Genomic DNA, 25726 nt, shown 5'->3' on the forward strand with positions numbered 1-25726 from the left:
GGCTCAGGCGAGCGAGAGGAACAACTTCTCGAGCTTGGCGGCGTCCATCTCGCTGCCCTCGGGATCCAGCATGCACTGGCGCAGCCCGGTCGAGATGGTCAGGAACGCGGCCCGGTCGACCGCCTTGCCGACGGCGGCGAGTTGGGTGACGATGTCCTCGCACGGGCGACCGGCTTCGATCATCGCGATGACGCCGCCCAGTTGCCCTTGGGCACGCTTGAGGCGGATGAGGACCGAGGACATCTGCTCGGAGTCAAGGTGCATTGGGGAACTCCTCTGCGGGTTGGCGCACACCATACCCTACCCGGTATGGGCGACCCGGCCCGCGACGAAGGTCAACAGGCGGCTCGATAGGATGGCACAGCCCACCCCTCGACTCTTCGGGAGCTATCTCCATGGCACAGCGCCCCACTGACCACACTGGCCGCCGCCTCAAGGAACTGACGTCCGAGGTGAGGAAGCTCCGTGGGTGGGCGGCGTCCGACAAATCGGTCGCCGAGCGCCTCGCGGACGCGCTCAACGAGTTGACGGCCCAGCGGCTGGTTGCCCACCAGTTCGTGGCCGCGATCGAGGATGCCCAGGACGCCCTCACCCGCGCCAACAAGCTCGTCTCGGCGCACGGTGCGGTCGGGCCCTTCACCCCGATCGACGACGGCGTCCGGTTCTTCACGGCGACCACCCACCTGGCCGCCACGCAGGTCGGCCTGGGCCAGCCGCAACTCGGCGGCCAGATGGCCCTGGCCCTGCGCGGTTGGGTCGGACTCCTCCCCCACGTGGACATCGTCCCCTACGTCGGCGCCCGCACGGCCACCTGGCTCCTGGTCGCCCAGGCGCGCGCGGCGCTGGCGTCCGGTGACCTCGCGACGGCGAATGCCTTCGCCGATGCCGCCGTGGCGCGCGCCCGCGAGGGTGGTCTGGCCGGAGGTCCGGACGCGCCCGTCCTGGTCGATGCACTGGGCCTCGCCGCCGACGTTCGCTGGATCTCCGGGATCACCCACGACGCCATCGCGCTCTCCCGCGAGGCGGCCGAGGCCGCGTCAGCGGTGGCCGATCCCGTGCTGGGAGCCGCCGCTCGGGTGGCGGCCGCTTGGGCGCTCCGCGTCATGGAGCCGCTGGTCGACACCAGACGCGACCTGGCCGACCGGCTCGTCGGCTCGGGTCGGGCAGAGGACGGACTGACGGAGCGCCGGCGCCTCGCCGCCGAGCTGGAGGGCCTGGTGGGACGCCTCGGCGCCCCGGCTCGGGCCGCTCTCACCCGGACGCTGGCTGACCTGGCCCACGACCTCGTGACCCTTCAGCGCGACGAGGAGGCCTTGGACGCGGCAGGGCGCGCCGCCGAGGCGGCCGGCGCCCTCGCCGCCCAGGAGTCGCGAGCCGGCGAGCACCTCGAAGCACAGTTCGCCGCCGTCACGGTCCTGGCCCGGGTCCTGGCACGGAGAGGCGAGCACGCGGAGGCCGCGGAGGCACTGGCGTCGCTGTTCGACCGGTTCGGATCCCTGAGGCGTCCGGCCGGCCACGAGGCGTCCCTCGCCGAGGCGACCGCAGTGCGCGCCGCCGTGGAGGCCGCCTCCGGTGACCAGTCCGCGGCCGACCAGTCCCTCCGCGAGTTCCGTGCGCTGGTGGACGCCCTGCGCCAGGCAACGCCGGCCGCGGCCCTGTACGTGGACGTCCCGGACGAGGAGTTCGCCCGGGACCGGGCACGCGGCGTGGTGACGCGGTCTCCACGGCCGTCGCCGTCGTGGTCCAGCCTGTCCGACTCGGACGCCCTCGCCGTGGCCACCCGCGCGCCGCTCCAGGTCCCCGCACCTGAACAGCCGGTCGCCGAGGTGGTCGAGCCAGAGCCGGTCAGCGAACCCGAGCCGATCGTCCTACCCGAACCGGTCGTCGAACCCGAGCCGATCGTCCTACCCGAACCGGTCGTCGCACCCGAGCCGATGGTCGAGCCCGAGCCGGTCGTCGAACCCGAGCCGATGGTCGAGCCCGAGCCGGTCGCCGCACCCGAGCCGATGGTCGAGCCCGAGCCCGTCATCGAACCCGAGCCCGTCATCGAACCCGAGCCCGAGCCGATCGTCGAGCCGGAGCCCGTCATCGAACCCGCGGTCCAGACCGTGCGGCCCGAGCCGGTGGTCGAACCGGAGCCCTCTCCCAGCAGCGCAGATCTCGAGCCTGCCCTGGAGCGTTGGCGTACCGCCAAGGCGTCCGGTCAGCGCCGCGACACCCTCGAGGCGGCGTCCGCGGTGGTGGACGTCCTGCGTCCGCTCGTGGCGGCCGACGCACGCACGTGGGGAGCCAGGCTGGTCGCGGCTCTGGAGGAACTGGGCGACGCGAAGTTCCGGTCCGGCGACTGGTGGGGTTCCCGTGCGCCGAAGAAGGAGGCCAAGCAGTTGGCCAAGGAACTGGGGCTCTGACGCCGGGAATCCGCGCGTGGAACAGCAATCCGCGCTCGCTGGAGCGAGCGCGGATTGTCGCGGGACGAGCGGATCGTTCGGCACGCTTCAGTGGGGCCGCCGTTGCGTGGGCCGCCCCGCCGCGCGTGCTCGTGCGCGGCCGGTCAGGCTCGCTTCTTGAGGTCCTTGCGGAGCTCCGGCGGAAGGGCGAAAGTCAGGTTCTCCTCGGTGAGGCGCTCCTCGACGGCGGCCGGGTAGCCCTGCTCCGTGAGGTGGTCGAGCACACCTTGGACGAGGACGTCCGGAACCGAGGCGCCCGAGGTCACACCGACCTTCTCGACACCCACGAGCCAGGCCGGGTCGATCTCGCCGGCATTGTCGACACGGTGGGCGGCCTTGGCGCCGGCTTCCAGGGCGACCTCGACCAGGCGCACCGAGTTCGATGAGTTGCGGGATCCGACGACGATGACGAGGTCGGCGTCCTTGGCGATCTGCTTCACGGCCGACTGCCGGTTCTGGGTGGCGTAGCAGATGTCGTCGGACGGCGGGTCCTGCAGGAGCGGGAACTTCTCGCGGAGCTTCGTCACGGTTTCCCAAGTCTCGTCGACCGAGAGCGTGGTCTGGGAGAGCCAGGCCAGCTGCGAGGGGTCGTCCACCTCGACGTTGGCGACGTCGTCCGGATGCTCGACGAGGATCGTGCGCTCGGGGGCCTCGCCCATGGTCCCCTCGACCTCCTCGTGACCCGCGTGCCCGATGAGCAGGATCTGGCGCCCGTCCGCCGCGAAGCGCTTGGCCTCGTGGTGCACCTTGGTGACCAGCGGGCACGTCGCGTCGATGGTCTTCAACTGGCGCTCGGCCGCCTCGGCGTGCACCGCCGGGGACACCCCGTGGGCGGAGAACACGACCGTGGCACCGGCCGGCACCTCCTCGAGCTCCTCCACGAAGATCGCACCCCGAGCCTCCAGGGTCTCGACCACGTGCTTGTTGTGCACGATCTGCTTGCGCACGTAGACGGGCGGCCCGTACAGGTCGAGAGCCTTCTCGACGGTGACGACGGCCCGGTCCACACCCGCGCAGTACCCACGGGGGGCGGCAACGACAACGCTCTTGGTCATGGGCACCAGTGTAGGTGGCCCGGTCTTGTTGCCACTCCCAGCTTGGGTCTCGAGTATTGATCTCTTAGACTAAAAACATGCAGTTCATCTCACTTTCCCACGAAGTCCTTGCCCACACCATCAACCTCAGCGTGGCCGCCGACGAGCTCGTCATCGCCGAGGAGGAGGCCACCTCCAAGCACGGCCGCTGACCCAGGTCAGCAGCCACCGGCGCGCTGGCCCGGCTTCCTCCCCGAAAGCCCAGCCGCCACCCCCCGGGCCCGCCCCGCGGGCGTAGGCTCGGCCCATGGAGTATCGCCGCCTCGGCCGGCTCGGCCACCAGTCCTCCGTCCTCATCTACGGCGCGGCCTCGCTGGGTGACGTCACCCAGGAGGTTGCGGACGCCTCCATCGCCCAGGCGCTCGACGCCGGGATCAACCACGTGGACGTCGCCGCCAGCTACGGCGATGCCGAGATCCGGCTCGGCGCGATGATGGACGACCTTCGTCCCCGCATCTTCCTGGCGACCAAGACGGGCGACCGGGACGCCGAGTCGGCGTGGGCGTCCATCAATCGGTCCCTCGAACGTCTCAACACCGACCACCTGGACCTCATCCAGCTCCACGAGGTGGGTGCCATCGAGACCCTCGACGCCGTCACCCGGCCGGGCGGGGCGCTGGAGGCGCTGATCAGGGCCCGCGACGAGGGCCTGGTCACCGGTATCGGCATCACCGGCCACTCGCACTCCGCGCCGGCCACGCACCGCGAGGCATTGCGGCGCTTCGCCTTCGACAGCGTCCTGACACCGCTCAACCGGCGCCTGTGGCACGTGCCGGGCTACGCCGACGACTACACGGCGCTGGTGGCCGAGATCCAGGCCCAGGACGTCGCGCTCATGACCATCAAGATGATCGCCAAGCGCAACTGGCCGGGTGAGCGCAGCTTCGCGACCTGGTACGAGCCCTTCACCGAACAGCAGTACATCAACGCGTCGCTGGCCTGGCTGCTCAACGGCCACCCCGAGATCACCGGCCTCGCGACCGCGGGTGAGACCAAGCTGCTCGGTCAGGTCATCCGGGCCGAGAAGGAGCGCGCCGCCATCACCGCCGAGGAGGCGGCCGCGACGCTCGATGCCTTGCCGGCCGAGGAGTACGAGTCGGTCTACAACGAGAAGCAGCCGCTCTGAACGAGGAGCCTCCCCTCAGCGCAACGGCACGAAGTTGAACAGGTCGCCGGTGGGGCGTCGGGTGACGCGCCCGGTGGCGTGCTTCTCGACGACGACCATCTCCTGATCGGCAGGCAGCACCATCCGGCCGCCGGGAGCGAGTTGCTCCACGAGTTCCTTCGGGACGTGACGCCCGTCCGCCGAGACGAGGATGCGGTCGTAGGGGGCGCCCTCGGGCCAGCCCAGCACACCTCGCTCGGCGAGTTCCATCCGCACCCAGCCGAACCGGTCACCGAGGGCGTCGCGCCCCATCTGCACGAGTTCGGGGATGATGTCGACCCCCACCACGGACCCGCCAGGTCCCACGAGCCAGCCGAGCAGGGCGGTCGTCCAACCGGAGCCGCTGCCGACGTCCAGGACGCGCTGTCCGGACCTGACGTCCAGCAGGTCGAGCATGTACCGGACGGTCCACGGCTGGGAATTGGTCGCGCCGTACCCGATCGACAGGGGCGCATCCACGGACGCGTAGGGCCGCTGCCCTGGCGGCAGAAAATCCGCGCGCGGGACTGCTGCGAAGGCGTCGTCGAGCCGAGTGCTCATGTCACATTCTCCCTCGCGCCCGCCCGCTCCGGCAGGGAATGTCGCAGGCGGCCCCTACGCTGGACCCCGTGCCGTTGACCAGTTCGCCCGAACAACCCCAGCCCCTGCGCGAGGTCGTCCGGCTGCTCAAGGGCTGGGTGGAGCGCACGGGCCCGGTGTGGGTCGAGGGGCAGGTGATCCAGCTCAAGCGTCGCAGCGGCAGCAGCATCCACTTCCTCACGCTGCGCGACAAGCTCGCGGACGTGAGCGTCCAGGTCACTGTTTCCACCGCCACGCTGGACGCCGCGGGTCCGATCACGGAGGGCACCCTCGTGGCCGCGCACGTCAAGGCCCAGGTCTATGCCGCGAGCGGGTCGCTCACGTTCGCCTGCAACGACCTTCGGCCGTCCGGTGAGGGGCGGCTGCTGGCTCACCTCGAGCAGCGCAAGCGCGCCCTCCAGGCCGAGGGGCTCTTCAACCCCGACCTCAAGAAGCGCCTGCCCTTCCTGCCGCGCAGCATCGGGCTGGTCACCGCCCAGGGGTCGGCCGCCGAACGCGACGTCGTCGAGAACGTGCGACGGCGCTGGCCGGCCGCGGTCATCCTCCCCCGGTACGCCCTGGTGCAGGGTCCCCAGGCGGTCGAGCAGGTGACGGACGCGCTGCGCTGGCTGGACGGCCGACCCGAGGTCGACGTCATCATCATCGCCCGCGGCGGAGGATCGCTGGAGGACCTGCTGCCCTTCTCGGACGAGGGCCTCGCCCGCGCCGTCTTCGCCTGCCACACGCCCGTGGTGTCCGCGATCGGCCACGAGACCGACACCCCCATCCTCGACCTGGTGGCGGACGTCCGTGCCTCCACCCCGACCGACGCCGCCAAGCTGGTGGTGCCGGACGCCACCGAGCAGGCCGGCATCATCGCGGTCGGCCGTGACCGGCTGCGGGCGGCGATCACCGGTCACCTCCGCCGCCAGCAGGAGGCCCTGGACGCCCTGCGATCCCGCCCCGTGCTCCGTGACCCGTCGGGGGCGATCACCCTGGCATCGGAGCGCGTGGGCGACCTCAGCGACCGGCTGGATCGCGCGGTGCGCCGGGCGATCGAACGGGAGCAGGACCAGGTGCACGCGCACCTCGCCCGGGTCCGGGCGCTGTCGCCTCGCGCCACGCTGCAGCGCGGCTATGCGATCCTCACCACCGACGACGGCCGGACGGTGGCGTCCATCGAGGACGTCGAACCGGACGAGACCATCATCGCCCGCCTCATCGACGGCGACATCGCTGCCGCGGTGATCGACGTCGAACCGCACGAACAGGAGTCCGCATGAGCGACGAGCCCCGCACCCCCGAGAAGGCCCTCTCCTACGAGGAGGCCCGCGACCAACTCGTCGAGGTGGTCCGCCAACTGGAGTCCGGCAGCGTGCCGCTGTCGCGCTCGATGGAGCTGTGGGAGCGCGGCGAGAAGCTGGCGGCGATCTGCCAGCAGTGGTTGGACGGTGCGAAGGCGAAGATCGAGGCCGCGCGGCCCGCCCAGGACTGACGCGGTTCGGGTGCGGTCGGCGTGACTTGTCCGGCATGGACCTCCACGCTAGCTTTTAGTTGACCATTCAACTTTAAGGAGACCGCATGCCGAAGATCGCCATCATCACCGGTTCCACCCGCCAGGGCCGCAAGAGCCTCGAGGTCGCCCAGTGGGTCAAGTCCATCGCTGCCCAGCGTGACGACGCCACCTTCGAGGTCGTCGACGTCGCCGACTTCAACCTGCCCGTGTGGGACGCGCCGATGTCGCCGGCCTGGGGCCCCAGCGAGGACCCGGTCGCCCAGGCGTGGAGCCATAAGGTCGACGAGTTCGACGGGTACGTGTTCGTGGTCGCCGAGTACAACCACTCCCTCACCGGCTCGCTGAAGAACGCGCTGGACTACCTCTACAACGAGCTCGCCAACAAGGCGGCCGGCTTCGTCGGCTACGGCTCCGCCAACGGCGCCCGCGCCATCGAGCACCTCCGGGGCATCCTGTCCGAGCAGCAGGTCGCCCATGTGCGCGCGACCGGCGGCCTCTCGCTGTTCCACGACTTCGAGAACTTCACCACCTTCAAGCCGACCCCGATGGCGGCCCAGTCCGTCGAGGGCATGCTCGACCAGCTGGTCGTGTGGACCAAGGCCATGGCCGCCGTCCGCGCGGGCGAGTTCGCCGCCCAGGATGCCAACGCCTGATCGACTTGGGGACGCAGCGGGCTGTGCCCTAAGCTGGGTCAGCCCTGTCCCCATCGTCTAGCGGCCTAGGACTCCGCCCTTTCAAGGCGGCAGCGCGGGTTCGAATCCCGTTGGGGATGCCATTGGCACGAAGCCCCTGACTCGAAGACACCGAGTCAGGGGCTTTCTCGTGGTCAGGGGCTCTCTCGTGTCGCCGGTGACCACGACGTCACCCCGATTTCACACCTGCCCAACGCCTACGCTATGCTTCTCAAGCTGTCCGAGAGGGCAGCGGCCTTCACAAGAGGCCCCGTAGCGCAGTTGGTTAGCGCGCCGCCCTGTCACGGCGGAGGTCGCGGGTTCGAGTCCCGTCGGGGTCGCTGCTCCATCAGGAGCAAGCCGGCCAGGTAGCTCAGTTGGTACGAGCGTCCGCCTGAAAAGTGGAAGGTCACCGGTTCGACCCCGGTTCTGGCCACCTGAACTCGAAACGCGGATCCCCTGGATCCGCGTTTCGCATTGCCGGGCTGAACGCGACGACGCGTGACCGCGGCGGGGTCCCTGATTACGCTGTCGCAATGAAGCCCTCACGCAGCGAACCCGGACCCGACGCCACAGGTGCGCCGGTGCGCCCGGACGAGACCATCGGCGGCCGGCTCCAGACGATCTGGCAGAGCCCCCCGGGACGAGCCCTGGCGGGGATCATCCGCCGCACCCGGGACTGGGTGGCGGCCGACGTGGTGCTGTCCGTCATGCTGCTCAGCTCGGTGGCGGTGCTCTGGTTCGTGACCTGGGGTTCGGGTCAGCTCTACCAGGGCGTCAAGAGCACCAATGGCCTCGCCGAGTTGGACCAGCCGGTCCTGGACTGGGTGCGCAGCATCCGGACGCCGACCGCCGACGCCGCCATCACCGCCTTCACCAACGTCGGTGGGGCGCCGGCGCAGCCCTGGCTGCTCACCCCGGTCGCCCTGTTCCTGGCGTGGCGTTGGCGCAGTTGGACGCCGCCGATCCTGTGCCTGATCGCCGCGACGGGCGCGGGTGTCCTCACGACGTTCGGCAAGGATCTGGTCGGACGCGCGCGCCCGCCCTTCGAGGCAGCTGTCCCGCCCTACGAGCTCTCCCCCGCCTTCCCCAGCGGCCACACGATCACGGGCGTCGTGGTCGCGGGCATCATCTGCTACCTGCTCGTCCACTGGTTCAGGACCCGCGCCGCGCGCATCGCCTGCGTGGCCGTCGCGGTGGTGTACGCCGTGGCCATGGGACTCTCACGCGTGTACCTGGGCCACCACTGGTTGACCGACGTCGCCGTCGGCTGGCTCGTGGGACTGGGTTGGCTGACCGTGGTCATGACCCTGCACCGGTTGTGGCTGACGGCACGGCGCAAGCACGGCGAACAGCGCTTCGGGATCCTCCCGAAGGCTCACACGCCGGAGCGCTGAGCCACTGGCGTGTCCACCGGGTCCCTTCGCAGGGCCAGCCACGCGATGATGGCGCAGGTCACCCCGTTCACGATTCCCATCGAGACGTCCGTGACGGCGTGCATGCCCTGGTAGAGGCGGGCCCAGATGACGACGGCGATGTACACGACGGTCAGCGCCCAGGCCAGGATCGTGACCAGCCGGTTGTGCAGCCGGCTGATCAGGAACGCGATGACCACCAGCTGCGTCAGCGTCGCGCCGGTGTGCCCGCTGGGGAACGCGGCGGTGGGTGGGGCCAGGTCGAGCTGCTCGACCCCCACCGGCCGCAGGCGGTCGACGAGCCCGGAGACGGCCATGTGCAGCACCGCTTGGAGGACCAGCGCGAGGCCCGGGAGCACCGCCACCCACCACTTCCGGGTGATGAGCCAGATCAGGCCCATGAGCACCAGGCACCCGATGATGTTGGTCAGCACCGCGCCCATGGCGGACCCGAAGGCGGCGAACGCGTCCAGGGTGGGGGTCCGACGGTCCTGCAGGTAGCGGTTCACCGCGACCTCGCCGAGGTTGCCGTCCAGGCCGTGGACGATGAAGAGCCCCACCGCCGCGTTCAGCGCGAACAGCGCGAGCATGGGCGGCAGCGCCCGCTTGAGCACGTCCATGAGCCACGACCGGACGGTCGGAGGCGTCGTGTCGTCGTAGCGCGCCAAGAATCCAGACGGGTGCGACCCGGCCATACCTGTTCCTCTCCCGAGCACGTTGGTTCCGGTGGGGGCACCTTAGGGCACGTGACTGGCCTGTGGCACTACCCGTCACGGCGCCGATGCGCTTGGATGGGGAGATGCGTGGTGCCGAAGAGGTTGCCGATCATCCCGTGGTCCAGGCCGGAGCGAGACTGGGGTACGCCGTCAGCGGTGTGCTGCACCTGATCATCGGATTGCTGGCGGTGAGGCTTGCGTTCGGCGACCGGAGCACCGACGCGGACCAGTCGGGCGCGTTCCGTGCCATGGCGGAGAGCCCGCTCGGCATCGTCCTGCTGGCCGCGACGGCGATCGGGCTCGCGCTGCTCGGCGTGTGGCAGGTGGCGATGGCCTTCGTCCGGGGCGAGACGAAGGACCGCCTCAAGTCAGGGGCCAAGGGCATCGGCTACTTCGCGCTGACGGCCGCGGCGGTCGGGTTCCTGTTCGGGGCCGGCGATCGGTCCGAGGAGAGCTCGGAGGACGTGGCGGCCACGATCCTGTCCCTGCCGTGGGGCGTCGCGCTCGTGGTCGCCATCGGGTTGGCCATCCTGGGCATCGCCGCGTACCACGTCGTCAAGGGCGCGCGCCGCACGTTCCGCCGCGACCTGACCGAGGAACCTCCGCGGGGGATCATCGCGCTGGGCGTCATCGGCTACGTGGCCAAGGGCATTGCCCTGGCCACCGTGGGCGGCCTGTTCGTGCAGGCGGCGTTCACCGACGACCCGGCGAAGGCCGGCGGTCTGGACGGTGCGCTCACCGCCCTGCTGGGCCTGCCGACGGGACCCCTGCTGGTGGGCCTCATCGCGGTCGGCTTCGCCGCGTACGGCGTCTACTCCTTCGCCCGCGCCCGCTGGGCCCGCACCTGAACGACCCCCCGGGGTGACCCAGCTCGGGGAGGAGTGGACGGGCTCCGGCTGGGTACTTCAATCCATCGTCCACGTGCCCAAGGAGGAGCACCATGTCGACCGACGCCATCACCGTGCTGAAGGAGGACCACCGCGAGGTGCTCCGCCTGTTCGCCGAGTTCGAGAAGAAGTCCACGACCCAGGCGCGCAAGGCCGAGATCGTGAAGGAGGCGCTGCACAAGCTCACCGTGCACACCTTCATCGAGGACAAGGTCATGTACCCGGAGGTCCGCCAACTCGTCCCTGAGATCGAGGACATGATCCTCGAGTCGTACGAGGAGCACCACGTCGTCGACGTCCTGTCGCTGGAGCTGGAGGGGATGTCTCCCGACGACGAGCGCTGGGAGGCCAAGTTCATGGTCCTCATGGAGAACGTCCGCCACCACATCAAGGAGGAGGAGGACGAGTGGTTCCCCAAGGTCCGCGAGGCGCTGGGGCGCAACCAGCTGCAGGACATGGGCGCACGCATGATCGCCGAGCGCGACAACGCACCGGAGTCGGTCCCCGAGCCGAAGGGGCTCCGCGCCGCACTGGACGCCCTGTCCGAGTGAACCGCCGGCCACGTGCCTGAGACGCCCCGGGGGCCAGGTGGCCAACGGGGGGCGTGCATGACAGGGTTGCTCGTCATGGGGACGAGGCGCTGGCTGGCGGGCGGGATGGCGGGAGCACTGGCACTGGGTGTCCTGGGCTGCACCATCCCGCGTCCGCCGGCGGAGTTCACCCTCGTCGGCACCTTCCAGGACGAGTTGGGCTGCCGCGCCGACTGGGATCCCGGCTGCGCCGCCACGGGGCTCGCCGACGCCGACCACGCGTTCACGGCCGAACTCCCGGCGGGGACCCACGAGTTCAAGGTGGCCAAGGGCACCACCGGGGACGAGACCTGGGGAGCCGGGGGTGAGGCGGGCGGCGCCGCCATCCCCTTGTCGCTGGCGGGCCCGGCCAAGGTCACGTTCCGCCTCGACCCGGCCTCGCACCGCGTGACCGTGGAACCGACCGAGCCGACAGCCCCGTCGGCCCCCGTCGACGCCGCGCACGCCCCGGACGCCCTCCGCGCGGCACTCACGGGCGAGCGCTTCTACTTCGTCCTCACGGACCGCTTCGCGAACGGAGACGCGTCCAACGACACCGGCGGCATCCCCGGAGACCGGCTCCCCCATGGTTTCGACCCCACCGACAAGGGATTCTTCAACGGCGGCGACCTGCGCGGCGTCATCGACCGCCTCGACTACATCCAGGGGCTGGGCACCACGGCGATCTGGTTGACGCCGTCTTTCGTGAACAAGCCCGTCCAAGGAGCACCCGGACAGGAGTCCGCCGGCTACCACGGCTACTGGACGACCGACTTCACCCGTATCGACCCCCACCTGGGCACCAACGACGAGATGAAGGAGCTCATCGACGCCGCCCACGCGCGCGGGATGAAGGTCTTCTTCGACATCATCACCAACCACACAGCCGACGTCATCCAGCACGAGGGCGGCTCGGCGTACGTCCCGAAGGACGCCGTCCCCTACCGGGACGCCGCGGGACAGCCCTTCGACGACCGCGACGTCGTCGGCGAGGTCGACTTCCCGGCACTGGACGCCGCGACGTCCTTCCCCCTCCGCCCCGTCTTCGCGCGCCCGGAGGACGCGAACGCCAAGACCCCCGCCTGGCTGAACGACCCGACGCTCTACCACAACCGGGGGGACTCGACGTTCCAGGGGAGTCCGCCACGTACGGCGACATCGCGGGCCTCGACGACCTCTTCACCGAGCACCCCGAGGTCGTTCAGGGCATGATCGACCTCTACGCCGACTGGGTGCGCTTCGGGGTCGACGGCTTCCGCATCGACACGGTCAAGCACGTGAACCTCGAGTTCTGGCAGGCGTTCGGACCGGCCATGGCGAAGGCGGCCCAAGAGGCGGACAACGACGACTTCTTCATGTTCGGTGAGGTGTACGACCCGCGCTCGGAGACCATGAGCCTCTACACCACCGCCGGGAAGCTGCCCGCCTCCCTCGACTTCGGCTTCCAGGCCAATGCCGTGCAGTTCGCCGAAGGCAAGCCCCCCACCCACCTCGAAGGCTTCTGGGGCGCCGACGACCTCTACACGGACGCCGACAGCAACGCCCACCAGCTCCCCACCTTCCTGGGCAACCACGACATGGGCCGCGTCGGCCACTTCCTCGACGTGCTGTCCTCGGGCGACGAACTGCTCGCGCGGACGAAGCTCGCCCACGACCTCATGTACCTCACCCGCGGCCAGCCCGTCGTGTACTACGGCGACGAGCAGGGGCTGCTCGGCCGGGGCGGCGACAAGGACGCCCGCCAGAGCCTCTTCGCGTCCCGGGTCGAGCAGTACGCCACCGAGGACGTGGCGGGTGGCCAGCCGGGTTCCCGTGACCGCTACGACACCTCCCATCCGCTGTACGCGCACATCGCCGCCCTGGCGAAGCTGCGCGCGGAGCACCCGGCCCTGGCCCGGGGCGCCCAGGTCGTCCGGTACGCGGACAGGGCGAGCGGCCTCCTCGCCCTGTCCCGCATCGATGCCGCGACGGGGACCGAATACGTCGTGGTCCTCAACAACGCCCTGTCGCCCAAGTCCGCCGAGGTGCCGACCTGGTCGGACGGCATCGCCTTCACTCCCCTGTTCGGCACGGACGCCGCGCCCACGGCGTCCGTCGACGGAGTGCTGGCCGTGACCGTGCCTCCCCTGTCCGCGATCGTGCTGCGCGCGAGCGCGCCCATGCCGGAGCCGGACACCGCCCCGACGCTGTCGCTCGACCTGGCCCCCGGGGCGACCGGCGAGGGACGCGCGCCGTTGAAGGCCACCGTGACCGGGGACGCCTACACCCAGGTGACGTTCTGGGCACGCGCGCTGGGTGCCGCCGACTGGACGCCGCTGGGCACCGACGACAACCCGGAGTACCGGGTCTTCCCCGTGAGCCGGGACCTGCCCGCCGGGTCGCTGGTGGAGTACCGCGCCGTGGCCCGGACCCTCGACGGGCAGGTGGCCGGGGCGTCCACCTGGGGTGTGGTGGGATGAGCCCGATCCCCCCAGGGCACGGCGACGAGGAGACAGCGGGGGCCGCGTCCGTGGGCAGGGCCGTCCGGGAGTCCATCCCCATCGGCCTGGGTTACTTCACGGTGTCCCTGGCGTTCGGGCTCTACTGCGCCAAGGTGGGCATCCCGACGGTCGTCGCGGGCCTGGTCAGCCTGACGAACCTGTCGAGTTCGGGACAGTTCGCCGCCGTCACCATCCACGCCGACGGCGGCACCTGGCTCCAGTTGGCCCTCGGGGTGGTCCTGGTGAACCTCCGCTACGTCCTGATGGCCGTGTCGCTGGGCCAGCGCCTCGAGCCGGGGACCCCCCGGTGGCAGCGGCTCCTCGTCGCCATCGGCATCACCGACGAGATCTACGCGCTCGGCATGTCCCGGGCGCGGGTGACGGTGGCCACGTACACAGCGGGCATGGTGCTCCCCATCCTGGGGTGGACGGCCGGCACCGTCGTCGGCTCCACCGTCGGCGCCATCCTCCCGGACGCCCTCGTGTCCGCCTTCGGCGTCCTGCTCTACGCCATGTTCGTCGCGATCGTCGTCCCCCCGGCCGAGGCGTCCCGGACGGTGTTGGGCGTCGTGCTGGGATCCGCCGCGCTGGGGTTCGCCCTGGCCCAGGTCCCGGGAGTGCCGACCGGCTGGCGCATCATCGTCGTCACCCTCGTCGTCTGCGCCGTGGGCGCCACGGTGGCCCCGGTCGTGCCGTCGCGCCGCGCGAGCGAGGTGGCGCGCCGATGAGCGACCTGGCCCTCCTGGTGCTCGTGACCGCGGGCGCCACCTACCTCCTGCGCGCCGTCCCGTTGGTGCTGCTGCGGGATCGCATCGAGAGCCCGTGGGTGCTGTCGTTCCTGCACTACGTGCCCTTCGCCGTCCTGACGGCCATGACGGTCCCGGCCATCCTCACCGCGACGGAATCGTGGGTGTCGGGTCTGGTGGCCCTCGTCGTGGCGGTGCTCCTGGCCCTCACCGGGCGTGGGCTCATGACGGTTGCCATCGGCGCAGCGCTCGCGGTGCTGCTGACGGAGGCGGCGCTCCCCCTCTGACACCTGTATGAGTGATGCAGAGCTGCATCACCGACACAGTGCGCGACTACTCCTCCAAGGGGAGCGGCGGCGGCACGTAGGCGCGCAGCCAGCGCGCGATGGACTCGAACCATGCGGTTCGTGCCGGCTCGGGCGACAGGGACAGGTCGTGGGTGCCGCCCTCGATCCGCGCCAGGGAGACCTGGCGACCCAGCCGCCACGCGATCGCGTTGATGCGGTTCACGTCGAGGACGACGTCGGCCTCCTTGGCCTCGTCGCGGTACTTGCGCAGGAAGATGGTCCTGGTGGACGTGGTCACCAGCACCGGGCAGTCGATGTCCAGTCCCTTGGCCACGCGCGCGTGGCCCTGGAAGATCGCACGCAACCAGCCCACGCGGATCTGCTCGGCTGACTCCGTCTTGAGGTCGAGCGACCAGTCCCACTCGCCCCCGTGGGACGCGTGCAGGGACCGCGCGTAGACGTTCTCATCCGATTCGGGGACCGGGAACAGGGCCGTCGGCGCGCGCTTGCTCCACTCCGTGAGCAGGGGCTTGAGCATGGACGTCAACGCGGGCGGTCCCCACATGTCGAGCCACGGCGAGTTCAGCACCACCCCGGCGAGTCGCCCGGGGTGGTCCGCCGCGTACAGGACCGCCGTCAGCCCGCCCGTCGAGTGTCCCGAGAGGACGACCTCGCCGTGGTCCTCGCTGACGAGGTCCAGGACGGCGTCGAGTTCCTCCGCGTAGTCGCCGAGGTTCTCCACGTACCCACGGAACTGGCCCTCGCGCAGACTGCGCCCGTAGCGGCGCAGGTCGACCGCGTGGAACGAGAAGCCCTGCCGCTCCCAGAAGTCGGCCACGTGCGGATGGAAGAAGTAGTCGTTCCACCCGTGGACGTGGACGACGGCGCGTCGGTGGCGGCGCCGGCGTGGATCCGCCGGCCGCACCACCGTGGCGCACAGGAAGTCGCACCCCTCCCCCTCGAGCGGCGTGGCCGCCAAGGGGATGTCACGGGACTCGAATCCGTCGAGCAGGGCGTCGGGCACCCACTCGGCGGCGGGGGCATCGGAGTGCTCCGGTCCGGGCTCAACCGTAGTTGCGGCCCTCGTTCGGGTATTCATCCTCGTCGACGTCGACCTCTTCGTCATCCGGCGCGTACGGATCGTCGTACTCGTCGGGTTCCTCGTCGCTCGTCTCGGCGAAACTCTCGTAGGCCTGCTCGCCCCTGAGTTCCCTTTCGAGGGAGGAAAAATCGGTGTCGAAGGTTCGGTACTTCAGATCGCGAGCGACCTTGGTCTGCTTCGCCCTTGCACGGCCGCGCCCCATGTCCGGGTCGACCCCCTTAGCGTCTTCTGGCGGTCTAGCCGCGTGAGGATGTGTTTGTCGTGACGCCGATCGTACCCGAGTTCAAACCACGGACAAAGCAGGTTCCACCTCGCGCGCCCATGGAGGGCAGCGCGAGGTGATCCCTGGCATCAACCGGCGTGGTCCCCCAGGAGTTCCACGCGGGGGCCACCCTCGGCTGCCGCCGTCTCACCCAGCACCCAGGCCGTCAGGCCCCGATCGGACGCCGTGCGCACCAGCGCGTCCACGGAGTCGGCCGGGGCGACCAGCGCCATGCCGACCCCCATGTTGAGGGTGGCCTCGATGTCGGGCCGGCTGACCCGGCCGACCTGTTGGACGAGCGAGAAGATCGCCGGTGGCGTCCAGCTGTCGCGGCGCAGGGTCGCACGCACGCCGGAGGGCAGGACGCGGGCCAGGTTGTTGGCCAGTCCCCCGCCCGTGATGTGGCTGATCGCGTGCACCTCGGTGGCCTCGATGAGCGCGAGGATGTCGCGGGCGTACACCTGCGTCGGGGTGAGCAGTTCCTCGCCGAGTGTTCGGCCCAATTCGGGGACGTCTCGGTCGAGCGCCCATCCGGCCTGCTCGAGCAGCACGTGGCGGACGAGCGAGTATCCGTTGGAGTGCAGGCCCGAGGACGCCAGCGCGACGACCACGTCGCCGGGCCGGACCCGGTCGGGCCCGAGGATCTTCGAGCGCTCCACCACGCCGGTGGTGGCACCGGCGATGTCGTACTCGTCGGGGGCCAGCAGTCCGGGGTGCTCGGCGGTCTCGCCGCCCAGCAGGGCAGCGCCGGCGACCTCACAGGCGGCCGCGATGCCCTTGACGATGTCGGCGATGCGCTCGGGGACGACCTTGCCGCACGCGATGTAGTCGGTGACGAACAGAGGTTCGGCACCCACGACGACCAGGTCGTCCACGAGCATGCCGATCAGGTCGAAGCCGATGGTGTCGTGCTGGTCGAGGGCCTGCGCGATCGCGACCTTGGTGCCGACGCCGTCCGTGGAGGTGGCCAGCACGGGGTGGTCGTAGCCCTTGAGGGCCGAGGCATCGAAGAACCCCGCGAAGCCACCCAGCCCACCGAGCACCTCAGGGCGCTGGGTGCGCAAGACATGCGCCTTCATGAGTTCGACCGCGCGGTCCCCCGCCTCGATGTCGACCCCGGCGGCCGCGTAGGCCGACTGGCCCGTCGTCGCGTCACTCATGGATTTCCTCCTGCTCGATCATGCGCATCTTCTCGGCGACGCCGCGGGGCACCGGGATGGGGTACTGCCCGTCGAAGCACGCGCGGCACAGGCGCTTCTTGGGGATCCCCGTGGAGGCCACGAGGCCCTCCAGGGAGATGTAGGCCAGAGAGTCGGCCCCGATCGAGCGGCAGATCTCGTCCACGCTCATGCCGGGCGCGATCAGCTCGGCGCGGGTGGCGAAGTCGATGCCGTAGAAGCAGGGCCACTCAACGGGCGGCGAGGAGATGCGCACGTGTACCTCGGCGGCGCCCGCCTCGCGCAGCATCTTCACCAGCGCCCGCTGCGTGTTGCCGCGGACGATCGAGTCGTCGACGACGACGAGGCGCTTGCCCTCGATGACGTCGCGGATCGGGTTCAGCTTGAGCCGGATGCCGAGTTGGCGGATCGTCTGCGACGGTTGGATGAAGGTGCGGCCGACGTAGGAGTTCTTGACCAGGCCCAACCCGTAGGGGATGCCGGACGCCTCGGCGTAGCCGATCGCGCTCGGGATGCCGGACTCCGGCGTCGGGATGACCAGGTCGGCCTCGACCGGGGACTCCAGCGCCAGCGTCCGGCCGATCTCCACGCGGGTGGAGTGGACGCGGCGTCCGGCGATAACGGTGTCGGGCCGGGCCAGGTACACGTACTCGAAAAGGCAGCCCTTCGGCTTGGCCTCGGCGAAGCGCTCCGAGCGGAGGCCGCCGGCGTCGATCGCAATCATCTCGCCCGGCTCGACCTCGCGCACGAAGCTGGCACCGATGATGTCCAGCGCGGCGGTCTCGGAGGCGATCACCCAGCCGTTGGCGAGGCGTCCGAGCACGAGCGGGCGGACGCCGTGCGGGTCACGTGCCGCGTAGAGGGCGTTGTCGTCCATGAAGGTGAAGCAGAAGGCACCCTTCAGGCGGGGCAGCACCTCACGGGCCGCCTCCCAGGTCGACAACGGGGACGTCGCCATCAGCGCGGTGACGAGCCAGGTGTCGTTGGTGGAGTCCATCGTGTCCTTGACGGCGACCTTCACCGAGGCGTCACGCTCGTGCAACCACTCCTGGAGTTCCTCGGTGTTGGTCAGGTTGCCGTTGTGCGCCAGGGCCAGCCCACCCGTGGCCGTCGCCCGGTAGGTCGGCTGCGCGTTCTTCCACACGGACGCACCGGTGGTCGAGTAACGCGTGTGCCCAATCGCGAGGTGACCCGTCAGCGAGTTCAGCGCCGGCTCGTCGAACACCTGGCTGACGAGCCCCATGTCCTTGAAGACCATGATGCGCTCACCGTTGCTGACCGAGATGCCGGCCGACTCCTGGCCGCGGTGCTGCAGGGCGAACAGTCCGAAGTACGTGAGTTTGGCGACCTCCTCGCCGGGGGCCCAGACGCCGAAGACGCCGCACTCCTCGTTCGGTTTCGGGTCTCCCAGTGGGTCGCGTGCGGCAGAAGCGCCGCGAGGGTCGTTCACCCGTCGGAGTCTAGTCGGGTCACCCTCCCTCCACGATGCAAACCCCGTTCGCGGGCGGCCCCCGCGTGGCAAGCACGCCAACAAGCGCAGCAAAACTTGACGTGTCAACCTTTTCTTGGGATGGTTGAAACGTGAACAACCTGAGCATCATCGTGTCCTCCACCCGTCCCGAGCGCGTCGGCTCGCTCGTGACCACCTGGGTCCGCGAGACCCTCGGCTCCGACTGGGCCATCACGGTCCTGGACCTCGCCGAGATCAACCTTCCCTTCCTCGACGAGCCCCAGATGGCCGGCACCGGCATCTACACCCAGCCCCACACCCTGGCCTGGAAGGCGAAGGTCGACGCCGCTGACGCCATCGTCGTCGTGAACCCCGAGTACAACGGCTTCTTCCCCGCCCGGCTGAAGAACGCCATCGACTACCTCTTCGCCGAGTGGGAGAACAAGCCCATGGCGGTCGTCGGCTACGGTTTCGGCGGTGGCGCCCGCTCCGCCGCCGCGCTGACCACCCTCCTGGAGAACGTCAAGGCCAACGTCGTCGGCTCGCTCGCCCTGTTCTTCAACAAGGACCTGACCCCCGCGGGTGAGCTCACCATCACCGCGGGCAAGCCCGAGGAACTGCGCGCCCTGTCGCAGCAGCTCGCGGCCGCGGTCACCGAGGAGTCCCGGGCCGCCTGACCCGGCACCTGACCCGGGCCGCCTGACCCGGCCAGCACCGCACACCGGGCCCGACCTCCACGAGGTCGGGCCCGGTGCCGTCCGTCAGCGGATGATGCGGAGGTTGAACGGGTACCGATGGTTGCGTCCCTTGGCGGACGCCACCGCTGCCGAGATGCGCAGGACCAGTGCCACCAAGGGCAGCAGGACGAGGAACAGGTAGCCGACCAGCACGTACGTCAACAGGGCCGCGAGCAGCATCAACAACCAGATCGTGACCTCGAAGTTGAGGGACTCCTTGGCGTGCTCGCGGACGCGCGCGTTCCTCTCCCCCACGGTCAGCAGGACGACCAGCGGTCCGAGCCACGACGTCAGCAGGGGCAGCCAGTGCACGGCCGGGACCCAGAACCGTTCCTCCCCCGACAGCGGCGCCCCGAACCACGGGTCGCGCGGGTCGTACGGACGCGGCTGGGGCCAGGCGGTGGACGCGGTGGCACCGGGCCACGGCGCGGGCTGCGGCCAGGACCCCGGCTGCGCGGGCGGCGGCCACGACCCCGGCTGTGCGGGCGGCGGCCACGACCCGGCCTGCCCGTACGGGTCGTGCTGCGGCCAGGAACCTGACGAGGGAGGCGGCGGGGACGGTGCCCACGGCCCGGCCTGAGGGGGCGGCGCGTACTGCGGCCAGACGGGACCGCCCTGGGGCGAAGTCGCGGCGGGACCGCGCTGGGGCGGAGTCCAGGCGTCCGGCCGAGGCTGTGCGGGCGGCGTCCACTCGCCCGGCCGACCCCACGGCCGCGGTTCCGGGGGCGGGACGAAGGCGTTCGGGTCCCGGCCGGAGAAGGGATCGACCAGGGTCGGCTCGGCGTCCCCGTCCTCCCGCGCCGGCTCGTCGCGCGGCTCACCCATCGGTTGCCCCCATCACGTCTCGGATCGGGGACTCCCACCGCGTGCGGACGTCCCCCAAGTCGAGGGTGAACTGACCGTTCACCTCGAGGGCCGGGGCCTCGATGACCTCACCCAGCCGAACGACGGGGACACCCGCCTCGGTGCACAGGGCCGTGAACGCCCCGAACTCCGGCCCGGCGAGGGAGACGAGGGCCCGAGCGGGCGACTCCGAGAACAGGTGGACCGTCGGGTCGCCCTCCGGCAACGTCAGGGCGACCCCGAGCATGCCGCGGAGAGCCGACTCGACCAGCGCCTGGGCCAGCCCACCCTCGGCGAGGTCGTGGGCGGACGTGAGCAGGTGGCGCCGGGACGCTTCGACCAAGACCCGCGCCAGGGCCTGTTCGGCCGCGAAGTCGGGCAGGGGTGGCATGCCCCCCAGGTGCTCGTGCACCACGTCGGCCCACGCCGAACCCGACAGCTCCTCCTTGGTCTCACCCAGGAGCAGCACCGCGTCCCCCGGGTGGCCGAACCCCATCGGCGTCCGGTCTGCGACGTCCTCGATCGCCCCCAGCACCGAGACCAGCGGTGTCGGGTGGATGTTCGCACCTCCGCTGCGGTTTCCGTGGCCCAGCGTCGTTCCGGTCAGCGGGATGCCGAGCCGGTCGCACCCGTCGGACAGACCAAGGGCCGACTCCTCGACCTGCCACACCACGGCCGGATCGTCCAGGGACCCGACGTTCAGGCACGCGGTGACGGCGATCGCCCGCGCGCCGGTCACGGCGACGTTCCGGTACGCCTCGGCCAGTGCCAGCTGTGCCCCCAGGTAGGGGTTGAGCAGGCAGAGGCGGGGATTGTTGTCCAAGGACACCGCCAGGCCACGGCCCGTCTCGAGGTCCACGCGGAGGACGCCGGCGTCCTCGGGCTGGGCGAGCACCGTGTCACCGCCGACACGGCGGTCGAACTGGTCGGTGATCCACGTCCGGTCGCAGAGGTTCGCCGAGCCGACCAGCCGCAGGAGTTGGGCCCCCAGCTCCTGACCGGACGCCCGCGGCAACACCTCCGCGCGGTCCGCGTTCAGGCCGTCGATCCAGGACGGGCGGGCGGCCGGATGCCCCGCAAAGTCCTCGTCCGGCGTCTCCGTGCCGAACGCGCCGGTAATCTGCCCCGCCAGGTGCTCGGTCCGGACGCGGTCGTCGTCGCTGACGTCCGCAACGCCGACGCAGAGCGTGTTCACGAGGGGCTTTCCGCGTGGAGCTGATCGAACACGGTCTCGCCACCGATGATGGGCAGGCCCAGGCGGCGGGCCTGCGTTGAGATCTCCGCCACGGTGTCCGCCAGCGCGTCGATGACACCCGCGTCATCCAAGGGGCCGCAGCGCAGCGCGTCCAGCACCGCCACGGGGCGTACGCCCGCGGCGAGGGTACGCCGAACGGCCCCCACGACGCCGTCGTGGGGCTCGATCGTGAACGCGACCGCCGGACCGGACCCCGCCCACGGCAGGGCGACGTCCGGGACGGCGCCTGCGTTCTCCCAGGTGTCGGACACGGCCACAATCTACCGTGCCCCTCCGCAGCCACCCCGGAGCCTCGCCCGGCGACGAAGGTCCGGGGTAGTGTGGTGATGTCCGTGGGGAGCCTCCGTGCGCGGACGGGAATGGGGGCCTCGATGTCCGACCATGTCAACCACTTGGCTGTCCACGCCGGTCAGTCCTCGATCCGGCTGCGCCTGACCGTGGGTGCCGAACGCCGGGAGGGCACCGCCCGCGGCGTGGTCGTCGACCGGCCCCTCCCGCCGCAGTGGGCGGCCGCCGTGACGACCTTCCTCACCGACCACCCGGACGTGCACGTCGACACCGTCAGCCTCGGCTGCAGCGGCTTGGGACGCCACACCGCCGCCGACGTCCTTCCCCTGATCGAGCACGCGGGCATCAAGCGGGTCGTGCTCGCCCATGATTCGGTCACCAACTACCTGGGTGCCCTCGGCGACGGCCAGGGCTGCGTCATCTCGGCGAACACGGGCACGATCTGCCTCGCCGTGGGACCGCGGGAAACCGCGACCGTCGACGGGTGGGGGCACCTGCTGGGAGACGCCGGATCCGCGTACTGGATCGGTCGCACCGGCTTGGAGGCCGCCCTGCGCGGCCACGACGGACGCCGCCAGATGACCGCGCTGACGCGGGCCATGGCCGAGCACTACCCCGACATCGAATACGCACACCTGGACCTCCAGGCCAACTCGGACCGGGTCGCCCGCATCGCGTCCTTCGCCACGGACGTCATGCAGCTCGCCTCGTCCGACCGTGTGGCGGCCAACATCCTCGACAAGGCGGCCGCCCACCTGTCCGAGGCCGTCCAGGCGGCGGTCCGGCGCGCCCACCTGTCCGGCCCCGAGGCGCCGCGCGTGTCCGCACTGGGAGTCGTCTTCCGCAACGACCAGATGCTGCGACGGTTCACCGACTTCCTCACCCTGCAGTGGCCCACGTTCGCCATGACCGAGCCGAAGGGGGACGCCCTCGACGGCGCATCGGCCCTCGTGACGATGGATGCCACGCATCCGTTGTACGAGCGCCTCTCCGCCGCGGAGCGTTGACCTCAGGAGGCGGCGGCGACGAAGGTCAGGACGCTGGCGAACGTGAGCCGTCCGTCCTCGGACGGGCCGGTGAGCACGTCCATGCAGTGCTCCGGGTGCACCACAAGCCCGACCACGTTGCCCCGTGCGTTGGTGATGCCAGCGATGTCGTGGGCCGAGCCGGTCGGGTTCGGGTCGACATGGCGGAGCACCACCTGGTGGTTGGCCTCCAGGCCCCGGAGGACGTCCGCATCGGCGACGTAGCGTCCCTCGCGCGTGCGGAGGACGAGCGTGACCTGCTGCCCCTCGTCCATGGCGCAGGTCCAGACGGTGTCGCGCGACTCGACCCGCAGGGGAAGATCTCGACACAGGAAGGTGCCGCCCACGTTGGTGACCAGGGCGCCGGGGAGCAACCCGGACTCGCACAGGACACGGAATCCGTCCCCCAAACCCAGCACGGGCAGGCCGCGCTCGGCGGCGTCGGCGACCGTCCGCATGATCGGGCTGGACGCGGTGAGTGCGCCGCTCCCCTGGTGGAACGGCTCCCCGCCCGGCAGGATGACCGCGTCGACCCCCTCGAGGTCGGACGCCGTGGGCGGCAGTGACACCGCGACACCCCCGGCGATCCGGACGGCGCGCGAGACGGTCCGGCCCTCGACCGACCAGGGAGAGCTGACGACTCCGATTCGGGTCATCACTCGTCCCGGTCGGCGGACTCGGCCACCACGATCACTCGCCCCGTGGGCGCGATCCTAAGGGATCGGCCACGATCCTCCACCCCGCGCCTTGGCCATGAACTCACCTCTGGAGGGGCCTCGGTGTCCGTCCACCGGCACGGGAGGGGGGAGGGCACCCCCCTGGGCTCCGGTGTCAGTGGAAGGGCAGCCCCGTCAGCCGGACGTACGCCTCGACGTAGCGGTCACGCGTGGCAGCGACCACGGACGCCGGGAGCGGGGGCGGCGGGACGTCGGAGTCCTTGTCCCAGCCGGATTCGTTCACCAGCCAGTCACGGACGAACTGCTTGTCGAAGCTCGGCTGGGCACCACCCGGGCGCCACTGCTGGGCGTCCCAGAAACGGGAGGAGTCAGGGGTCAGGACCTCGTCCGCCAGCACCAGCGTGCCGTCGGGGCGGCATCCGAACTCGAACTTGGTGTCGGCCAGGATGACGCCGCGCTCGCGTGCGATCTCCTCGGCGCGGGAGTAGACGGCCAGCGACGCGGAGCGCAGTTCCTCGGCGGTCTCGGCGCCGTGCAGTTCCACGATGCGTTCGAACGGGACGTTCTCGTCGTGCTCGCCCACCTCGGCCTTGATGGCCGGGGTGAAGATCGGCTCGGGCAGGCGGTCGCCGTCGCGCAGGCCCGCGGGCAACTGGAGGCCGGTCACCGTGCCGGAGTGGCGGTACTCGGCCCAACCCGAGCCGGTGAGGTAGCCGCGCACGACGCACTCGACGGGGATCATCTCCAGTCGTTCGGTGACGAGGGCCCGTCCGGTCACCGGGCCCGGGACATCGGTGGAGATGACGTGGTTGGGGATGAGGTCGGCCAATTGCTCGAACCACCACACGCTCAGGCGGGTCAGCACCGCCCCCTTGTCCGGGATCGTCGAGGCCAGCACGTGGTCGTACGCCGAGATCGCGTCGGTGGCGACCATCAGGAACCGGCCGGGGGCGCGTCCATCGTCCGAGGGCTCGACGTCCGGCAGGGCGTACAGGCGACGCACCTTTCCGGCGTGCACGAGGGGGAGGTCCAACCCGTAGTCATCCGTCACGTCGCCGATCCTATTCCGTACCACCCCACCGCTGGCCGGTGTTTCGACTGCCGACAGCCGGCCCCCACCATGCCGCATCGCTGGAGGTAGCCTCGGGTCATGGGACGAGCACCGAGACTCGCCGCCGCCCTGGCGACCGTGGCCCTGGTGGCCGCCTGTTCCGCCCAGCCGGCGCGCACGCCCGCGGCCACCGACACCACCCCGGCGAGCACAGGGGGCAGCAGCCCCAGCGCCGCGACGCCATCGTCCGGCCGGCGACTCGCTCCGGACGGGCGCCCGTTCGTGGTCACGGAGGTCGACCGCCTCGCCGAGCCGTGGGCGATGACGTTCCTGCCCGGAACGTCGTACCTCGCCATCACCGAGCGCTCCGGCAAGCTCTGGCTCCGCGACCAGAGCGCCGGCATCCTCAGCGAGGTGCAGGGCGTCCCGCGCGTCGTGGACGCCGGGCAGGGCGGCCTGGGCGACATCGTCCCCGGCCCCACGTTCGAGGACGACCGCACGGTCTACCTCAGCTGGGTCGAGCAGGGTCAGGGCGGCACCGGCGCCATCGTTGGACGCGCCCGCCTGGTCACCGAGGGCACTCCTCGCCTCGAGGGTCTCGAGACGATCTGGGTGCAGACCGCCAAGCAGTCGGGCAACGGACACTTCAGCCACCGGCTGGCCTTCTCCCCCGATGGCCAGTTCCTGTTCGTGAGCTCCGGGGAGCGGCAGAAGATGGAACCCGCCCAGGACCTCGGCAACACCCTCGGCACGATCGTCCGGCTCACCCCCGATGGCCGGCCGGCACCGGGCAACCCGTTCGCCGACAGCGGTTCCCCGTCCGACCAGATCTGGAGCTTCGGCCACCGGAACCCCCTCGGCCTCGCCTTCGACGCCGACGGTCGGCTGTGGTCCAGCGAGATGGGTCCGCAGGGCGGCGACGAGGTCAACCTCATCGAGAGGGGCCGCAACTACGGCTGGCCGCGCGCCTCGAACGGCTCGCACTACGGCGGCGGCGAGATCCCCGACCACACTTCGGGCGACGGCTTCGAGGCACCGAAGGTCTGGTGGACCCCGTCCGTCTCCCCCGGTTCCCTGATGATCTACTCCGGCGAGCAGTTCCCGCAGTGGCAGGGCGATGCGTTCATCGGGGCGCTGTCGGGTCGGGCCCTCATCCGCGTCGACCTCGACGGCACCGACGCGACCAAGGGCGACCAGTGGGACATGGGTCAGCGCATACGGGAGGTCGAGCAGGGCCCGGACGGCTCGATCTGGCTGCTGGAGGACACCCCCGGCGGACGCCTGCTGCGGTTGACCGCGCCGTAGCC

The 25726-nt window shown here is 70.7% G+C and carries 26 protein-coding genes, 3 tRNA genes and 2 pseudogenes; 18 read left to right on the forward strand and 13 right to left on the reverse strand.

The window, feature by feature from the left end; all coding sequences use genetic code 11:
• Positions 1 to 3 precede the first annotated feature (3 nt).
• Positions 4 to 264: a metal-sensitive transcriptional regulator gene (locus AC5YDV_RS14745; RefSeq protein WP_496184238.1), complete on the reverse strand. Its 261-nt coding sequence runs from the start codon at positions 262 to 264 to the stop codon at positions 4 to 6.
• 131 nt (positions 265 to 395) lie between these two features.
• Between AC5YDV_RS14745 and AC5YDV_RS14750 the strand changes: the two genes are divergently transcribed.
• On the forward strand, positions 396 to 2408 hold the full coding sequence (locus AC5YDV_RS14750; RefSeq protein ID WP_496184239.1) for a hypothetical protein: 2013 nt from the start codon (positions 396 to 398) through the stop codon (positions 2406 to 2408).
• 143 nt (positions 2409 to 2551) lie between these two features.
• On the opposite strand, the gene AC5YDV_RS14755 is transcribed toward AC5YDV_RS14750, so the two are convergent.
• Positions 2552 to 3502, reverse strand: a complete 951-nt coding sequence (locus tag AC5YDV_RS14755) for a 4-hydroxy-3-methylbut-2-enyl diphosphate reductase (protein ID WP_496184240.1) — start codon at positions 3500 to 3502, stop codon at positions 2552 to 2554.
• A gap of 286 nt (positions 3503 to 3788) precedes the next feature.
• Between AC5YDV_RS14755 and AC5YDV_RS14760 the strand changes: the two genes are divergently transcribed.
• Positions 3789 to 4667 (forward strand): aldo/keto reductase, encoded by an 879-nt coding sequence (locus tag AC5YDV_RS14760; protein WP_496184241.1) that lies wholly within the window; start codon positions 3789 to 3791, stop codon positions 4665 to 4667.
• Between the two features lie 15 nt (positions 4668 to 4682).
• Here AC5YDV_RS14760 and AC5YDV_RS14765 read toward each other — a convergent pair whose 3' ends face one another.
• Positions 4683 to 5246, reverse strand: coding sequence for a protein-L-isoaspartate O-methyltransferase family protein (locus AC5YDV_RS14765; RefSeq protein WP_496184242.1), 564 nt, complete (start codon positions 5244 to 5246; stop codon positions 4683 to 4685).
• A gap of 68 nt (positions 5247 to 5314) precedes the next feature.
• Between AC5YDV_RS14765 and xseA the strand changes: the two genes are divergently transcribed.
• From xseA to AC5YDV_RS14800, 7 genes are all read left to right on the forward strand, one after another.
• Positions 5315 to 6547 carry an exodeoxyribonuclease VII large subunit gene (gene xseA / locus AC5YDV_RS14770; protein WP_496184243.1) on the forward strand — a complete coding sequence of 411 codons (1233 nt, stop codon included), beginning with the start codon at positions 5315 to 5317 and terminating at the stop codon, positions 6545 to 6547.
• Positions 6544 to 6759, forward strand: coding sequence for an exodeoxyribonuclease VII small subunit (locus AC5YDV_RS14775; RefSeq protein ID WP_496184244.1), 216 nt, complete (start codon positions 6544 to 6546; stop codon positions 6757 to 6759). The genes xseA and AC5YDV_RS14775 overlap by 4 nt, the downstream gene beginning before the upstream one ends.
• An 86-nt stretch (positions 6760 to 6845) precedes the next feature.
• Positions 6846 to 7433, forward strand: coding sequence for an NADPH-dependent FMN reductase (locus tag AC5YDV_RS14780; RefSeq protein ID WP_496184245.1), 588 nt, complete (start codon positions 6846 to 6848; stop codon positions 7431 to 7433).
• A 46-nt stretch (positions 7434 to 7479) separates the two neighbouring features.
• A tRNA-Glu gene (locus tag AC5YDV_RS14785) sits at positions 7480 to 7555 on the forward strand.
• A 163-nt stretch (positions 7556 to 7718) separates the two neighbouring features.
• A tRNA-Asp gene (locus AC5YDV_RS14790) sits at positions 7719 to 7792 on the forward strand.
• Positions 7793 to 7813: 21 nt separating this feature from the next.
• Positions 7814 to 7887: transfer RNA gene (locus tag AC5YDV_RS14795), tRNA-Phe, on the forward strand.
• A gap of 100 nt (positions 7888 to 7987) precedes the next feature.
• Positions 7988 to 8848: a phosphatase PAP2 family protein gene (locus tag AC5YDV_RS14800; protein WP_496184246.1), complete on the forward strand. Its 861-nt coding sequence runs from the start codon at positions 7988 to 7990 to the stop codon at positions 8846 to 8848.
• Here the strand turns inward: AC5YDV_RS14800 and AC5YDV_RS14805 are convergent.
• A complete protein-coding gene (locus AC5YDV_RS14805) occupies positions 8830 to 9561 on the reverse strand; it encodes a phosphatase PAP2 family protein (protein WP_496184247.1) in 732 nt (243 codons plus the stop codon). The two genes, AC5YDV_RS14800 and AC5YDV_RS14805, sit on opposite strands and share 19 nt — an antisense overlap.
• Positions 9562 to 9665: 104 nt before the next feature.
• Between AC5YDV_RS14805 and AC5YDV_RS14810 the strand changes: the two genes are divergently transcribed.
• From AC5YDV_RS14810 to AC5YDV_RS14835, 6 genes are all read left to right on the forward strand, one after another.
• Entirely contained in the window at positions 9666 to 10430 is a 765-nt protein-coding gene (locus AC5YDV_RS14810; protein WP_496184248.1) for a DUF1206 domain-containing protein, read from the forward strand.
• 92 nt (positions 10431 to 10522) lie between these two features.
• Positions 10523 to 11020, forward strand: coding sequence for a hemerythrin domain-containing protein (locus AC5YDV_RS14815; RefSeq protein ID WP_496184249.1), 498 nt, complete (start codon positions 10523 to 10525; stop codon positions 11018 to 11020).
• Positions 11021 to 11077: 57 nt separating this feature from the next.
• Complete coding sequence (locus AC5YDV_RS14820) at positions 11078 to 12250, forward strand: alpha-amylase family glycosyl hydrolase (protein WP_496184250.1); 1173 nt, start codon at positions 11078 to 11080, stop codon at positions 12248 to 12250.
• Positions 12247 to 13497: an alpha-amylase family glycosyl hydrolase gene (locus tag AC5YDV_RS14825; protein WP_496184251.1), complete on the forward strand. Its 1251-nt coding sequence runs from the start codon at positions 12247 to 12249 to the stop codon at positions 13495 to 13497. Before AC5YDV_RS14820 ends, AC5YDV_RS14825 begins: the two co-directional genes overlap by 4 nt.
• Positions 13494 to 14246: an AzlC family ABC transporter permease gene (locus tag AC5YDV_RS14830; RefSeq protein WP_496184252.1), complete on the forward strand. Its 753-nt coding sequence runs from the start codon at positions 13494 to 13496 to the stop codon at positions 14244 to 14246. The genes AC5YDV_RS14825 and AC5YDV_RS14830 overlap by 4 nt, the downstream gene beginning before the upstream one ends.
• Positions 14243 to 14551, forward strand: coding sequence for an AzlD domain-containing protein (locus AC5YDV_RS14835; RefSeq protein WP_496184253.1), 309 nt, complete (start codon positions 14243 to 14245; stop codon positions 14549 to 14551). Before AC5YDV_RS14830 ends, AC5YDV_RS14835 begins: the two co-directional genes overlap by 4 nt.
• 46 nt (positions 14552 to 14597) lie before the next feature.
• On the opposite strand, the gene AC5YDV_RS14840 is transcribed toward AC5YDV_RS14835, so the two are convergent.
• The 4 genes from AC5YDV_RS14840 to purF form a co-directional block, all read right to left on the reverse strand.
• Positions 14598 to 15650 carry an alpha/beta hydrolase gene (locus AC5YDV_RS14840; protein ID WP_496184254.1) on the reverse strand — a complete coding sequence of 351 codons (1053 nt, stop codon included), beginning with the start codon at positions 15648 to 15650 and terminating at the stop codon, positions 14598 to 14600.
• Complete coding sequence (locus AC5YDV_RS14845) at positions 15616 to 15855, reverse strand: DUF3073 domain-containing protein (protein WP_496184255.1); 240 nt, start codon at positions 15853 to 15855, stop codon at positions 15616 to 15618. The genes AC5YDV_RS14840 and AC5YDV_RS14845 overlap by 35 nt, the downstream gene beginning before the upstream one ends.
• Positions 15856 to 16004: 149 nt before the next feature.
• Positions 16005 to 17075 (reverse strand): phosphoribosylformylglycinamidine cyclo-ligase, encoded by a 1071-nt coding sequence (gene purM, locus AC5YDV_RS14850; protein WP_496184256.1) that lies wholly within the window; start codon positions 17073 to 17075, stop codon positions 16005 to 16007.
• On the reverse strand, positions 17068 to 18543 hold the full coding sequence (purF, locus tag AC5YDV_RS14855) for an amidophosphoribosyltransferase (RefSeq protein WP_496184257.1): 1476 nt from the start codon (positions 18541 to 18543) through the stop codon (positions 17068 to 17070). Before purF ends, purM begins: the two co-directional genes overlap by 8 nt.
• A gap of 131 nt (positions 18544 to 18674) precedes the next feature.
• Here purF and AC5YDV_RS14860 point away from each other — a divergent pair, with 131 nt between their 5' ends.
• Entirely contained in the window at positions 18675 to 19220 is a 546-nt protein-coding gene (locus tag AC5YDV_RS14860; RefSeq protein ID WP_496184258.1) for an NADPH-dependent FMN reductase, read from the forward strand.
• An 84-nt stretch (positions 19221 to 19304) separates the two neighbouring features.
• Here the strand turns inward: AC5YDV_RS14860 and AC5YDV_RS14865 are convergent, their stop codons facing one another.
• The 3 genes and pseudogenes from AC5YDV_RS14865 to AC5YDV_RS14875 form a co-directional block, all read right to left on the reverse strand.
• Positions 19305 to 20105 (reverse strand): DUF4870 domain-containing protein, encoded by an 801-nt coding sequence (locus tag AC5YDV_RS14865; RefSeq protein WP_496184259.1) that lies wholly within the window; start codon positions 20103 to 20105, stop codon positions 19305 to 19307.
• Positions 20098 to 21192, reverse strand: a pseudogene (locus AC5YDV_RS14870) (AIR synthase related protein); the annotation flags it as partial. The pseudogene AC5YDV_RS14870 and the gene AC5YDV_RS14865, both read right to left, overlap by 8 nt.
• A 122-nt stretch (positions 21193 to 21314) precedes the next feature.
• Positions 21315 to 21629, reverse strand: coding sequence for an AIR synthase related protein (locus AC5YDV_RS14875; protein WP_496184260.1), 315 nt, complete (start codon positions 21627 to 21629; stop codon positions 21315 to 21317).
• 120 nt (positions 21630 to 21749) lie between these two features.
• Between AC5YDV_RS14875 and AC5YDV_RS14880 the strand changes: the two genes are divergently transcribed.
• On the forward strand, positions 21750 to 22673 hold the full coding sequence (locus AC5YDV_RS14880; RefSeq protein ID WP_496184261.1) for an N-acetylglucosamine kinase: 924 nt from the start codon (positions 21750 to 21752) through the stop codon (positions 22671 to 22673).
• Between the two features lie 2 nt (positions 22674 to 22675).
• On the opposite strand, the gene AC5YDV_RS14885 is transcribed toward AC5YDV_RS14880, so the two are convergent.
• Positions 22676 to 23347 carry a phosphoribosylformylglycinamidine synthase subunit PurQ gene (locus AC5YDV_RS14885; protein WP_496184262.1) on the reverse strand — a complete coding sequence of 224 codons (672 nt, stop codon included), beginning with the start codon at positions 23345 to 23347 and terminating at the stop codon, positions 22676 to 22678.
• A gap of 190 nt (positions 23348 to 23537) precedes the next feature.
• Positions 23538 to 24419 (reverse strand): annotated as a pseudogene (locus tag AC5YDV_RS14890) (phosphoribosylaminoimidazolesuccinocarboxamide synthase); the annotation flags it as partial.
• Positions 24420 to 24518: 99 nt separating this feature from the next.
• Between AC5YDV_RS14890 and AC5YDV_RS14895 the strand changes: the two are divergent.
• Positions 24519 to 25724: a PQQ-dependent sugar dehydrogenase gene (locus tag AC5YDV_RS14895; protein ID WP_496184263.1), complete on the forward strand. Its 1206-nt coding sequence runs from the start codon at positions 24519 to 24521 to the stop codon at positions 25722 to 25724.
• The last annotated feature ends 2 nt before the right edge of the window (positions 25725 to 25726 follow it).

Source organism: Propioniciclava sp. LT432, assembly GCF_059515965.1.